The 13,840-nt window shown below is 58.6% G+C and carries 11 protein-coding genes; 7 read left to right on the top strand and 4 right to left on the bottom strand.

Annotated elements, in window-relative coordinates:
• Nucleotides 1-39 precede the first annotated feature (39 nt).
• The 3 genes from deoC to xapA form a co-directional block, all read right to left on the bottom strand.
• Nucleotides 40-999, bottom strand: coding sequence for a deoxyribose-phosphate aldolase (gene deoC / locus OX460_RS20870; RefSeq protein WP_099665370.1), 960 nt, complete (start codon nucleotides 997-999; stop codon nucleotides 40-42).
• A complete protein-coding gene (locus OX460_RS20865; RefSeq protein ID WP_251349738.1) occupies nucleotides 996-2,189 on the bottom strand; it encodes a phosphopentomutase in 1,194 nt (397 codons plus the stop codon). The genes deoC and OX460_RS20865 overlap by 4 nt, the downstream gene beginning before the upstream one ends.
• Nucleotides 2,190-2,295: 106 nt before the next feature.
• Nucleotides 2,296-3,135, bottom strand: a complete 840-nt coding sequence (gene xapA, locus OX460_RS20860) for a xanthosine phosphorylase (RefSeq protein ID WP_099665372.1) — start codon at nucleotides 3,133-3,135, stop codon at nucleotides 2,296-2,298.
• A gap of 380 nt (nucleotides 3,136-3,515) precedes the next feature.
• Between xapA and OX460_RS20855 the strand changes: the two genes are divergently transcribed.
• From OX460_RS20855 to OX460_RS20825, 7 genes are all read left to right on the top strand, one after another.
• Nucleotides 3,516-4,673 carry a carbohydrate kinase gene (locus tag OX460_RS20855; protein ID WP_099665373.1) on the top strand — a complete coding sequence of 386 codons (1,158 nt, stop codon included), beginning with the start codon at nucleotides 3,516-3,518 and terminating at the stop codon, nucleotides 4,671-4,673.
• 1 nt (nucleotide 4,674) lies between these two features.
• Nucleotides 4,675-5,604, top strand: a complete 930-nt coding sequence (locus OX460_RS20850; protein ID WP_289899792.1) for a pseudouridine-5'-phosphate glycosidase — start codon at nucleotides 4,675-4,677, stop codon at nucleotides 5,602-5,604.
• Nucleotides 5,605-5,691: 87 nt separating this feature from the next.
• Nucleotides 5,692-6,594, top strand: coding sequence for a LysR family transcriptional regulator (locus OX460_RS20845; protein ID WP_077400023.1), 903 nt, complete (start codon nucleotides 5,692-5,694; stop codon nucleotides 6,592-6,594).
• Between the two features lie 379 nt (nucleotides 6,595-6,973).
• Nucleotides 6,974-7,969 (top strand): BMP family ABC transporter substrate-binding protein, encoded by a 996-nt coding sequence (locus OX460_RS20840; protein WP_071325222.1) that lies wholly within the window; start codon nucleotides 6,974-6,976, stop codon nucleotides 7,967-7,969.
• A gap of 81 nt (nucleotides 7,970-8,050) precedes the next feature.
• Entirely contained in the window at nucleotides 8,051-9,580 is a 1,530-nt protein-coding gene (locus OX460_RS20835) for an ABC transporter ATP-binding protein (protein ID WP_099665375.1), read from the top strand.
• Nucleotides 9,577-10,656, top strand: a complete 1,080-nt coding sequence (locus OX460_RS20830; protein WP_289899791.1) for an ABC transporter permease — start codon at nucleotides 9,577-9,579, stop codon at nucleotides 10,654-10,656. The genes OX460_RS20835 and OX460_RS20830 overlap by 4 nt, the downstream gene beginning before the upstream one ends.
• A 3-nt stretch (nucleotides 10,657-10,659) precedes the next feature.
• Nucleotides 10,660-11,631 (top strand): ABC transporter permease, encoded by a 972-nt coding sequence (locus OX460_RS20825; protein WP_086145100.1) that lies wholly within the window; start codon nucleotides 10,660-10,662, stop codon nucleotides 11,629-11,631.
• A gap of 107 nt (nucleotides 11,632-11,738) precedes the next feature.
• On the opposite strand, the gene OX460_RS20820 is transcribed toward OX460_RS20825, so the two are convergent.
• The gene (locus OX460_RS20820; RefSeq protein WP_099665378.1) at nucleotides 11,739-13,838 is read right to left on the bottom strand and encodes a peptidase domain-containing ABC transporter; all 2,100 of its coding nucleotides are present in this window, start codon (nucleotides 13,836-13,838) and stop codon (nucleotides 11,739-11,741) included.
• Nucleotides 13,839-13,840: the final 2 nt, after the last annotated feature.

The following is a 13,840-nucleotide window of genomic DNA, read 5'->3' as shown; positions in this document are numbered from 1 at the left end:
ATTGAGAATCTCGTTAATTGTTGGCATGACGATTGTTCTTTAAGGTTGTGCGTGACGATGATTGGCCGAGTAGCTGCCAGTGACGTAGTGCTCGAGCTGGCGCTCGATGTCGGTCAGCAGGCTGGAAGCGCCGATGCGGAACAGGTGCGGCTGCAGCCATTCATTGCCCAGTTCTTCCTTCATCAGGGTCAGGTATTGCAGCGCGCTCTTGGCCGAGCTGACGCCGCCGGCCGGCTTGAAGCCCACCTGGAAACCCGTCTGCTCGTGGTATTCGCGGATCGTGCGCACCATCGTCAGGGCCACGGGGATGGTGGCGTTCACGCCTTCCTTGCCGGTGGAAGTCTTGATGAAATCGGCGCCGGCCATCATGCAAACCCACGACGCCTTGGCCACGTTTTCCATGGTCAACAAGTCGCCCGTGGCGAGAATTGCCTTCACGTGCGCTTCGCCGCAAGCCTTGCGGTAAGCCAGCATTTCGTCGTACAGCACTTGCCAGTTGCCATTCAGGACGTGCTGACGCGTGATGACGATATCGATTTCCGAAGCGCCCGCGGCGACCGACAGTTCAATCTCGCGCAGCTTCGTTTCCATGCTCGTCAAGCCGGCGGGGAAACCCGTCGACACGGCGGCGATGGGCAAGCGGCCCTGTATGACTTTCACGGCCGGCTGGATCATCTCGTGGTACACGCACACGGCGCCGGTGCTCAGTTCCGTCAAGCCCAGTGCCTCCATCAGGTCGGCGCGCAGCGGGCGCATGGCCTTCATGCACAGGCGTTCCACGCGGCCCGGCGTATCGTCGCCGCCCAGGGTGGTCAGGTCGATCATCTGGATGGCTTTCACCAGCCAGGCGGCCTGGTATTCCTTTTTCACCGTACGGCGGTTCGCCAGGCTGGCCGCGCGGCGGTCCGTCGCGGCGCGGTTGACGCGGATCTGGTTGATCCAGCCCAGGTCGAGGCCAACGGCCTCGTTACGCTTGAATTCGGGGTGCATGAGTGTCATAACAAGCTGGTTCCATTAGCAAGTGGTGGTACGCCAAGGTGTTTGGCGAGGGTTTGGCCAATATCGGAGAACGTCTCGGAAATGCCCAGTGCGCGCGGGGCCACGCCGGGGCCGAAGAAGATCATCGGAATGTGTTCGCGGGTGTGGTCGGAGCCGTGCCAGGTGGGGTCGCAGCCATGGTCGGCGGTGATCACGACCAGGTCGCCTTCCTTCAGCTTGGCCATGAATTCCGGCAGGCGCGCATCCATTTCGCGCAGCGCGTCGGCATAGCCTTCGGTGTTGCGGCGGTGGCCGAAAGCCTGGTCGAAATCGACGAAGTTCACAAAAGTGAGCGACTTGTCCTGCACTTCATCGGCCGTCTTCAACAGCGCTTCGAACAGCGCCATGTTGTCGACGCCTTTGACGACGCGCGAAATGCCCTGGGTGGCGAAAATGTCGCTGATCTTGCCCAGGCCGACGACTTCGCCGCCCGCATCCTTGACGTGGTCGAGCAGGGTCTTGCTTGGCGGCGCGACGGCGTAGTCGTGGCGGTTGGACGTGCGCGTGTAGTTGCCATTGCTGCCGGTGAACGGGCGGGCGATGACGCGGCCGATGTTGTACGGTTCGACCAGCTTGAAGGCCATTTCGCACACCTGGTACAGGCGTTCGAGGCCGAACGATTCTTCGTGCGCGGCGATCTGCATCACCGAGTCGCCCGAGGTATAGATAATCAGCTTGCCGGTGGCGACGTGCTCGTCGCCATGCTTGTTGATGATGTCCGTACCCGAGGCATGGCAGTCGCCGAGGAAGCCCGGCACGCCGGACATGGCTTTCAGCTTGTCGGTCAGGTCGGCCGGAAACGATGGTGTCGTGCGGGGGAAGTAGCCCCAGTCGAATTCGACGGGCACACCGGCGATTTCCCAGTGGCCGCTCTGCGTGTCCTTGCCGGTGGAGCGCTCGCGCGCCGCGCCGTAGGCGCCGGTGAAACCGTCGCGCTGGTCGAAGCCCGTGGCCCATTCGCCGCTGGCCAGGTGCGCCGCGGCGCCCAGGCCCAGGCGTTCCATGTTCGGGAGTTTCAAGGTCTTGCCGCTTTTGGCGACAGTGCTGGCAATATGGCCAAAGGTATTGGCACCTGCGTCGCCATACTTGGCGGCGTCTGGCGTCGCGCCAAGGCCGAAGGAATCAAGCAGGAGGATAAATGCGCGTGACATGATAAGGCTCGCTTTGTGGATGATGCGGACAGTGTAGGCCGGATTTTCCCGGCCTGCCGCGCGGCAGCGCCGGTGGCCGGCGCGCCGCTACTGCATAAAAAAGTGCTTAGGCTTGCGGTTTTTCAGCGACTTTGGAGAGGAAAGCGAGGATCAGCTTGACCAGGTCTTTCGCGCCGATGGCCGCGTATTTCAGGGTCTGTTCGTGCGACAGGGCGAATGGCGACATGCCTTCGGCCAGATTGGTGATGACGGACACGCCCACCACTTTCAGGTCGCAATGACGGGCCGACACCACTTCCGGCACCACCGACATGCCGACCGTGTCGGCACCCAGGCGGGCCATCATGCGGATTTCCGCGGCCGTCTCGAAGTTCGGGCCAGGGTAGGCGACGAACACGCCTTCGTGCAGGGTGATGCCATTCGTGGCGGCCGTGTCCTTGACCAGGTTGCGCAGGTCCGCATCGTAGGCGTTGGCCATGCTGAAGAAGCGCGGGCCGAAGCGGTCGTCGTTCGGGCCGACCATCGGCGTGCCTGGCAACAGGTTGATGTGGTCGCTGATGGCCACCAGGCTGCCCGCGTCCACTTCAGGGCGCAGGGAACCGGCGGCGTTGGTGACGAACAGCATTTCGCAGCCCAGCAGTTTCAGGGTGCGGATGGCGCTCGTCATGACGCCCATGCCATAGCCTTCGTAGAAGTGGCCACGGCCCTTCATGCAGACGACGGCGACGCCCGACAGGGTGCCGACCACCAGTTCGCCGGCGTGACCGTGCACGGTGCTGATCGGAAAGCCTGGCAATTCGTCAAAGCTGATGCTGACGGCGTCTGTCATCTGCTCGGCCAACACACCCAGGCCGGAGCCGAGGATCATCGCCACGCGCGGCTTGAAATTTGCAGGAGCGCGGGCACGGATGATTTCGGCGGCGTGGAAAGGGCTGTTGTTCGACATGGTTATCCTCTGATTGACTAATGATGATGGGGTGCTGCCTGCGCGGCCGTGCCCGGTGAAGGACTGCGGCCCAGGTATCGGCTAAGTATGGTGTTACAGGTATATCGAAATGCGTATTGCCACTATTTGCCGCCACTATGCATCAAACGGAATATGTATGGCAAATACCATTTTTCTTGCCCATTTATACAATTCAAATATAAATGGCCGACATTATAGTCCAGGCAAGCCCAGACCTGCCATGCCCCGAAAATGCATGCATACAAGCTCCATACGACCGCTTTTCGCGCACGCCTGACACGGGCTGGACATGGGCTTGACACATGAAAGACAAATGTTTACAGTCCCAGACAAATGTTTAAACCTTCAGCGAAAACCTTGTGACCGACACCAATAAAAAAGACCAGCTGTACACGCTGATCCGCAACAACCCCTTCATCTCGCAGCAAGACCTGGCGAGCGAACTGGGCTTGTCGCGCTCGGCCGTCGCCGGCCACATCGCCGGGTTGATCCGCGAGCGACGCCTGCTGGGACGCGCCTACGTGCTGCCCGACAGCCGTCCCGTGCTGTGCATAGGCGCCGCCAACCTCGACCGCAAGATGCGCACGCTGGCGACCTTGCAGATGGGCACCTCGAATCCCGTGCGCTCGGAAGAAGTGTTTGGCGGCGTCGGCCGCAACATCGCGGAAAACCTGGCCCGCCTGTCCATTCCCGTCGCCCTGCTGACGGCGCTGGGCGACGATGCGGCCGGCCACGCGCTGCAGACGCACGCGGAAGACGCAGGCATCGACATGCGCGGCAGCTTACATTTGAGCAACACCAGCAGCGGCACCTATACGGCCGTGCTCGACGAACATGGCGAAATGCTGCTGGCGATGGCCAACATGCAACTCTACGAACAGCTGACACCGGCCTTTTTGCACAGCCGCCAGCCGCAGCGCGCGGCCGCCGCCCTCACCGTCTGCGACCTGAACCTTGGCCACGACAGCGTGCAGGCGCTGCTGGCCGACGCGCGCCAGGACGCCGCCCATGCGACGCCGCTGGTCATCGTCGCCGTCTCGCAGCCGAAGATGGCGCACCTGCCGCAAGACCTGACGGGCTTGCATTTGCTGATACTCAACCGTGGCGAACTGGAAACGCGCGTGGCGCGGGCCTTGCCCACGGCGTTCGAGGTGCGCGCCGCCTGCCGCGAAGTGCAGCGCCAGGGCGCGCGCCAGGTGATCGTCACCTGCGGCGGCGAAGGCGTGTACTTCACGGATGGTGACAGCCTGGACGCGCCTGTCGTGCATCTGGCCGCGCGCGAAGTGGACGCCGTCGACGTGACGGGCGCTGGCGACGCGTTTTCCGCCGCCGTCTGCTGGTCGCTCTACCACGACAGCAGCGATTTGAAACTGGCATGCCGGCGCGGCCTGAAACTGGCCGCCATGACCCTGGAATCGGCGGCCACCGTCTCCCCCCAGATTTCCGCCGGCGCGCTCGACAACATTGACGACGCCGACCTGGCGCCGCCCCCCCCTACCCTCTTTCAACAGGACTGACATGACCCAATTACAGAATTTCCTCTTGTTCTCGCAAGAAGTGCTCGACGCGCGCGCCGCCGGCAAGGCCATCGTGGCGCTGGAGTCGACCATCATTTCGCACGGCATGCCGTATCCGCAAAACGTGGAAATGGCGCGCGAAGTGGAGCAGATCATCCGTGACGGCGGCGCCGTGCCGGCCACCATCGCCATCATCGGCGGCAAGATCTGCGTGGGCTTGTCGCCCGAGCAACTGGAATTGCTGGGCACCTCGCCCGACGCCATGAAAGTCAGCCGCCGCGACCTGCCGTTCGTCCTGTCGCAGGGTAAACTGGGCGCCACCACCGTGGCGGCCACCATGATCTGCGCGGAACTGGCGGGTATTTCCGTGTTCGTCACGGGCGGCATCGGCGGCGTGCACCGTGGCGCCGAAACGAGCTTCGACATTTCCGCCGACTTGCAGGAACTGGCGCAAACGTCCGTCGCCGTCGTCTGCGCGGGCGTGAAATCCATCCTCGACATCGGCCTGACCCTGGAATACCTGGAAACCCATGGCGTGCCCGTCATCAGCGTGGGCCAGGAAGACTTCCCCGCCTTCTTCACGCGCGAAAGCGGTTTCAAGGCCGATTTCCGCCTCGATACGGCCGCCGAACAGGCTGCCTTCATCGGCACCAAGTGGCAACTGGGCTTGAAAGGCGGCGTGATCGTCAGCAACCCCGTGCCGGCCGCGCAAGCCATGCCCAAGGAAGAAATCGATGCGATCACCACGCAGGCGCTGCAGGAAGCGGACGCGGGTGGTGTGAAGGGCAAGCAAGTCACGCCATTCCTCTTGTCGCGCATCAAGCAGCTGACGGATGGCCGCAGCCTGGCGACGAATATCGCGCTGGTCAAGCACAATGCCCAGGTCGGCACGGCGCTGGCCATTGCCATGCAGGCAGTCGTGGCACGATAATAGGACTGCTGTAAAGAAAGCGCGCATGCCGGCCTCCAGGTCTGCGCGCCGTTCCATCGCCTAGCACCACGCAACGCCAAGGAAAGCATGTCCATCGATCTGAAACAGTTAAAGTATTTTCTTGCCGTTGCCGAGGAGAAAAGCTTCAGCCGCGCCGCCGAGCGCCTGCATATCTCGCAGCCGCCGCTGAGCCAGCAGATCATGAAACTGGAAAGCGAACTGGGCGTACGCCTGTTTGCGCGCACCACGCGCACGTTCGAACTGACCGTGGCGGGCAAGGCGCTGATGAACGAGGCTGCCGACCTGCTGGCCAAGATGCGCATGACCATCGACACCATCCGCCAGATCGACCGCGGCGAAGTGGGCCGCTTGCGCGTGGGCATCGTCGGCTCGGCCATGTGGGGCCCCATCCCCAGCCTGCTGGAAGAATTTCAGACCAAATTTCCCCGCGTCAGCTGGACCATCCATGAATTTGGTCCCACGGTGCAATACGAAGCCTTGCGCGCCAAGCAAATCGACGTGGGCTTCTGGCGCGAGCCCAAGCTCAACGACGACGACTTGCGTCACGACAATTTACGCCAGGAACTGTGTTTCCGCGAAAACGTCTGCGTGGCCGTCAATGAACACCACCCGCTGGCAAAAAACACGTCCATCGAACTGATCGACATCGCCCACGAACCGATGCTGACCCTGAACCTCGACAAATCCGCGTTTCCCCGCTACCTGGTGCAATGCTGCATCAATGCCGGCTTCGAACCCGTGATCTTTCAGGAAGCGAGCGAACCGCAAACCCTGCTGGCCATGGTGGGCGCGGGCCTGGGCGTGACCCTGGTGCCGGAAACGACAAGCCGCATCGGCTGGCCCGGCGTGGTGTTTCTGCCGATCAAGACCAATCCGCCGTCGGCCAACCTGTATATCAGCTACACCACGCTGGACGACGCGCCCGTCGTACGGGCCTTCTTGAATATCCTGAATCCCCCCGCCGCCTGAAGCCGCAATTTATATGGCTTTCATATAAATAACTAAACAAAAACGTATTTGTCATACATATCTGGCATGATGCATAGTGATTCGGACGCCCATCGCGGCGCCGGTCCCGTGCTTGCCCTGCCCGTCAACTGACGGCGCATCCCAGCCCGCTCCGGCAGCCCCCTTCGATGTTGTACGTATAAAAGACACGGGGTCGACTGTTGCATGAGCATCACATTGTCGACATAAAAGCACACGAGGTCAGCAATGATCTTGTGCAATACAGTGCAATGTTGATAAGGAATTATCACCTCGTGCATCAAAAACAGGCTAAATCGCCCCCAAATTATATGTTTCACCTATAAAAAATATACAATATCGATCTTCCAGGAGCCAATTCATGAAACTTACACAATTTAGTTTGACGATCGCAGCCGTATTTCTGACTGCTCAAGCGTCCGCGGCTACCCCAAAACTGGGTGTCGTGTATGACGCGGGCGGCAAGTTCGACAAGTCGTTCAACCAATCCGCTTTCGAAGGCGCCTCGCGCTTCAAAAAAGACACGGGCATTTCCTTCATCGAAGTGCAAGCCTCCAGCGATACGCAAGCCGAGCAAGTCATGCGCGGCCTGGCCCGCAAGAAACTCGACATGATCGCCGCCATCGGCTTTGCGCAAACGCAAGCCGTGCAAAAGGTCGCCAAGGAATTCCCGAACGTGAAATTCGTGCTGATCGACGGCCAGGCCGCCGGCAGCAACGTCAATTCCGTCGTCTTCAAGGAAGAAGAAGGCTCCTACCTGGTGGGCGTGGCTGCGGCCATGGCCAGCAAGAGCAAGAAGGTCGGCTTCATCGGCGGCATCGATATTCCCCTGATCCGCAACTTCGCCTGCGGCTACGCGCAAGGCGTCAAGGCCGTCAACACGAAGGCGGAAATCACGCAAAACATGGTCGGCACCACGTCCGGCGCCTGGAATGACCCGGCCAAGGGCGGCGAACTGGCCCGCTCGCAATTCGAACGCGGCGTCGATGTCGTCTTCGCCGTCGCTGGCGGCAGCGGCATGGGTACCCTGCAAATGGCCAAGGAAAAAGGCAAGCTGGCCATCGGCGTCGATTCGAACCAGAATCATCTGTATCCAGGCAGCATCCTGACCTCGATGGTCAAGCGCGTCGACAACACCGTCTACGACAGCTTCATGCAAGTCAAGAACGGCACCTGGAAGGGCGGCGTCAGCTATAAAGGCTTGAAAGAAGGCGGCGTGGATTGGGCGCTCGATGCGAACAACCGCAAGCTGATTACGCCGGAAATCGAAAAGCGCGTGTTGGGTGCGCGTAAGGACATTATCGATGGCAAGATCAAAGTGATCGATTACCGCGTCGGCAGCAGCTGCCCGGTTTAATTTTTCTCCGTATCTTTTAGCGCGCCGCCGGGGCCAGTCTCCGCGCGGCGCGTTTCCATGAAACTATCCAGTTATGAACCTATGCAGCCAGCAGTAGAATTTCGCAGCATTTCCAAGCAGTTTGGACATGTGAAGGCGAACGCCGACGTCAGCTTCTCCATCGCCAAGGGCAGTATCCACGGCCTGGTGGGGGAAAACGGCGCCGGCAAATCGACCTTGATGAGCATCCTGTACGGGTATTACCGTGCCGACGGCGGAGAAATCTTGCTCGACGGAAAAGTACAACCGATCCGCAACAGCCAGGAAGCGATCAACCTCGGCATCGGCATGGTGCACCAGCACTTCATGCTGGTCGAGAACTTCACCGTCCTCGACAATATCATGCTGGGCACGGAAGGCGGTTTTCGCCTGGCCAGCCACCGCACGGAAGCGGAAGCGAAATTGCGCGAGATTTGCGCCCGCTACCGCCTCGATGTCGACCCGCTGGCGAAGATCGAAGACCTCTCCGTCGGTGCGCAGCAGCGCGTGGAAATCCTCAAGCAGATTTACCGCAGCGCCAATATCCTGATCCTCGACGAGCCGACAGCCGTGCTGACGGCCCAGGAAACAGCTTCGCTGTTTGAAATCTTGCGCCTGTTCAAGGAACAAGGCAAGACCATCATCCTGATCACGCACAAGCTGCAAGAGATCCTGGAAATCACCGACAACGTCACCGTCATGCGCGGCGGCACGGTGGTGGGCGCCGTGGCGACCGCCGGCACCTCGAAAGAGGAACTGGCCAACATGATGGTCGGCCGCCCCATCCAGAGCCACTTGCCCCGCGCACCGTACAATCCGGGCGCCACGGTGCTGGAAGTTGACGGTTTACAACTTGCCGACGACCAGCAAGTCAAATTGCTGGCCGACATAGGTTTTAATCTGCGCGCCGGCGAAATCGTCGCCATCGCGGGCGTGTCGGGCAATGGCCAGAGCGAACTGCTGGAAATTCTGTCCGGCATGCGTTTGCCGACGTCGGGCAAGCTGCGCTTCCTGGACAAGGACTTGCCGTTTGCCAAGCGCCACGATGCCGACGGCTTGCCGCTGGCCTTCCGCGAACTGGGCATCGCCCACATTCCGGAAGACCGCTTGCGCGATGGCGTGGTGAAGAATTTTTCCGTCATGCAAAACACCATCCTCGGTTACCAGGACCACCTGAAAAACCGCTGGGGCTTGTTCAACTTCAAGGCCATCGGCGCCCGTTGCGCGCAATTGCTGAAAACCTTCGACGTGCGTCCGGCCAATCCGGACTTGCGCATCGGCTTGTTGTCGGGCGGTAACCAGCAAAAGGTGGTGATTGCGCGCGAAGTGCTGGCCAAGCCGAAACTGATGCTGGTGGGCCAGCCCACGCGCGGCGTCGACATCGGCACCATCGAAAGCATCCATACGCAATTGCTGGCCCTGCGCGACGCGGGCGTGGCGATCCTGCTGGTGTCCGTCGAACTGGAAGAAGTGCGGGCGCTGGCCGACCGCATCCTCGTCATGTGCGGCGGACGCATCACCGGCGAACTGAAAATTGAAGAATTCGATACCACCCGCATCGGTCTGTTGATGGGGGGAATGCATAAATCATGAATAACGACTTGCCACGCTGGGCGACAGCCTTTGTCATGCCCATGTTAAACCTGCTGTCGGCCTTGCTGGTCTCAGCCCTGGTGATTTATATGCTGGGCGAAGACCCGGCCGAATCGCTGGGTATTCTCGTCAATAGCGCCGTCCTCAATCCGGAAGGCTTGAGCTACACCCTGTTCTACGCCAGTACCTTCATCTTCACGGGCCTGTCGGTCTCGGTGGCGATGCAGGCCGGCCTGTTCAATATCGGTTCCGAAGGCCAGATGTACATCGGCGGCCTGGGTATCACATGCGCCATGCTGGCGTTCGATCAATCGCTATCCGCCTGGGCCTTGATTCCCGTGGCCATGATTAGTGCAGCCGTCTTTGGTGCACTGTGGGGTTTTCTGCCCGGCTATCTGCAAGCCAAGCGGGGCAGCCACATCGTCGTCACCACCATCATGTTCAACTACATTGCATCCTCGCTCATGAATTCTGTGATCGTGCGATACCTGATCCCCACGGGCGAGCAGAACACGGCCAGCCGCGTGTTTGCGGAAAGCGGCGAAATGCCACGCCTTTCCACCTGGTTCCCGTCGCTGGGCGACACGCCGCTGAACATCAGCTTTATCCTGGCGATTGCCGCGCTGGCGATCTATGGCGTGATGGTCTGGCGCTCGTCGTGGGGCTTCAAGCTGCGCGCCACGGGTCTCAACAAGCATGCGGCCCACTACGCGGGCGTGTCGATCAGCAAGATGATCATCGTCGTCATGCTGATCTCGGGCGCGCTGGCGGGCCTCGGCGCCGTCAATTCCATCATGGGTTCGACGCACTACCTGTCGCTGAACTTCGTCGGCGGCGCCGGCTTCATCGGCATCGCCATCGCCCTGATGGGCCGCCAGCATCCGGTCGGCATCTTCCTGTCGGCCGTGCTGTTCGGCGCGCTGATACAGGGTGGTTTCGACCTGTCGCTGGAAAAACCGAATATCCCGACGGAAACGTTCATTTTCATCCAGGGCTTGATCATCCTGTTCTGCGGCGCCATGGAAAACTTCTATGCACCGGCCATTTCCGCCCTGCTCAAGCGTACCAAAGGCTAAACCATGACACTCGACGACTTTCATTTCGCCAGCATCCTGGTATCGACCGTGCGCAATGCGCCCGTCCTGATCTTTGCCGCCATGGCCGGCCTGTTTGCCGAACGCAGCGGCATGATCGACATCGGCCTGGAAGGCAAGATCCTGGCCAGCGCCTTCGCTTCCGCTGCGGTGGCCTACACGACGCAAAACCCGTATTACGGCATGGCTGCCGGCATGCTCGTCTGCGTCGCCCTGGCCCTGCTGCAAGCCTATGTCAGCATCACGCAAAAGGGCAACCAGCTGGTGGCCGGCATGGCGATCAATATCGCCATGAGCGGACTGACGTTTGTTCTGGCGCAATTCTTCTTCCAGCAAGGCGGCCGCACGCCCGACCTCGGTTCGGCGCGGCTGTTCGACGTGGTCTTGCCAGGTACGCAATACGTGGAACATATCCCCTTCATCGGCTGGGTGTACGCCCACCTGATCGGCGGCCATTCCATCCTCGTCTACGTGGCATTCCTGCTGATTCCGCTCGTGCACTGGCTGCTGTACCACACGCGCTTCGGTCTGCGCCTGCGCGCCTGCGGCGAAAACCCGCACGCGGCCGACTCGGCTGGCGTGAGCGTGGAAGCGACGCGCTACCTGGCCATGCTGGTGGCCGGCATCCTGTGCTCGTTCTCGGGCGCATATCTTGCCATCGTGCAAAGCGGCTTCTTCCTGCGCGACATGTCGGCCGGCGCCGGCTACCTGGCCCTGACGGCCATGGTGTTCGGCAACTGGCGTCCCGTCTACACCTTCCTCGGCTGTTTGATGTTCGGCTTCTTTGCCGCCATCCAGATTCAGATTGAAGGCGTGGACTTGCCCGTCGTGGGCCGCATCCCCGGCTCGCTGATCCAGATGGTGCCGTATGTCGTCACCGTGATCGTGCTGGCGGGCTTGATGGCGAAATCCATCGCGCCGAAGGCCATCGGTATCCCGTTCGTCAAATCGCGTTAATCGCCCACAACACCGGAAAGCGATCACGCTTTCCGGTGCATTTTCCATCCTGCCTCGTTCTGAGAGCTCAGGAACACAAGTGTCGTTCCATACCTGGCGTGCGGTCCTTAAACCTGGGCACCATCCTTCTCGAATAATGATTCATGAACTTGCCCTGCAACCAGGTGGACGACACGGCTCGCCATTTTGATGGTTTCCGGTCGGTGCGCCACCATGATACGTGTCAGGTTCATCTTGTTTATCGCCAGATTGACCTTGTATTCATTTGCAATGTCGAGATGACTGGTAGCTTCGTCGAGCGCCAATATTTTGGGTTGCTTATACAATGCTCTGGCCAGCAAAATACGCTGTTTCTGCCCTCCTGACAAACTGCTGCCCATATCACCGACCAGTGTTTGATATCCCATGGGCATTCTCGCTATTTCTTCATGTATGGCAGCAAGTTTCGCGCACTCTTCGACCGCAGCATACGACATGCTCGTATCAAAAAAACTGATGTTCTCCATGATGGATCCGGCAAGCAACACATCGTCTTGCATCACGGTGCCCACCAGTGTTCGATAGGCCCTCAGCCCGATCTTCTGAATTGGAATATTGTCGATCAGCACTTCACCAGATGACGGCAACAGCAGACCAGTGATGATTTTGCACATGGTTGTTTTCCCGCAGCCACTTGCTCCAACCAAGGCGACACTTTGGCCGGCCGGTATGTGCAAGTTAACGTCCTTCAAGACCCATGGTTCACCTTCTGCGTAGCGGAAACTCACATTTTTCAATGTAATGGCGGGTTGAATGCCCGTTGTATCCAGCTCGAAATCCATTTCAGGCTCCACCGGTTCGAGCACAATATCGGCCAGACGCTCTGCATGCATACCTAGCATTCTGAAGTTGACAAAGACATCGATCAAGCTGAAGACACGACTGGAAAATGTGCTGGAATAACTGACGAAGGCCATGAGCATACCCACCGTCATGCTCCCCCCCATGACGGCCATTGCGCCCAAATAAAGCAGACTCAACCCTTGTACTCCAGAAATCAAACCATTGCCAACCTTGAATACAATGCCAAGTTTTTGGGTCTTGATATCTCTATTGATAACATCAAGTTTTAAATTACGCCAATATGCGCCACGTTCGGATTCACGTCCGAATAGCTTCAACGGAGTGATTGCACGTATGGTTTCCAGAAAGTGCGTATTTTCTTTTGAAGAAAGTAGAATCCTCTCCAAAGAAGCTTCGCGCAGGGGTTGATAAAATACCCACCGCAACAGTGCGTAACATAATGCGGCGATGACAACGATCGCTGTCAAACGTGGGCTATACATGATCATGATGATCAGGGCAAACGAGGCCATCAACCCATCGATAACACTTTCAACAAAAATATTGGTCAACGTAGATTGAATCGCACTCATGCTCGAAAAACGCGACACTACATCACCGACATGCCTTTTTTCAAAATAGGAAATGGGCAGCCGTGTCAGGTGGGCGAACACTCTATTCCCCCATTGAAAACCAATGTCTATGCTCCAACGCATCAGAAACCAGCTGCGGGCCAGTCCAATCGCAGTCTGCGTCAACAGTAGTAAGGAAAAGCCAAGAACCAGAATTTGCAAAAGATCTTTATCACCAGCAACTATCACTTCGTCAATCACAAATTGGTTGAAAAGTGGCATTACAATCGCAAATAATTCAAGTGTAATTGCGAGTAAGAAAATTTGTATCAAAGCCCGACGCAAACCGGAAATTCTTCCAGTCAATGCACGAATGGAGATCTTTTTCTCTTCCTGCTTTACTTCAAACGCATCGTTTGGCGTCAATTCCAGGGCTACGCCAGTGAAATTCTTCGATACCTCATCTATCGAAACAACTCTTTCCCCAATTGCAGGATCAATGATTTTTATAAGCAATTTACCGAAAAATTTTCGTTTGACACTTTTCAAAACGACAAAATGATTCAAATTCCAATGCAAAATGGCGGGACATTTCAGTTCTGCAAGCTGATCCAACTCCAAGCGCAGGGGACGCGCAGCCATGTGCATCGCTCCCGCATATCGTACGAGTTGCGCTAAGGTTGTCCCCTTCAGGCTTATCGAAAACTTTCGGCGCAACTCAGGCAAGCCGACGTGATAGCCAAAATAATTACAAATCATGGCCAGACTAGCAATGCCACATTCGCTTTTTTCAGTTTGGAGTATAGTTTTCATCA

It is taken from the genome of Janthinobacterium sp. SUN033 (genome assembly GCF_030397595.1).
In the GTDB taxonomy this organism is placed as follows: domain Bacteria; phylum Pseudomonadota; class Gammaproteobacteria; order Burkholderiales; family Burkholderiaceae_D; genus Janthinobacterium; species Janthinobacterium kumbetense.
Note: the sequence above shows the minus strand (reverse complement) of the source record. Positions and strands in the feature narration are given on the sequence as shown.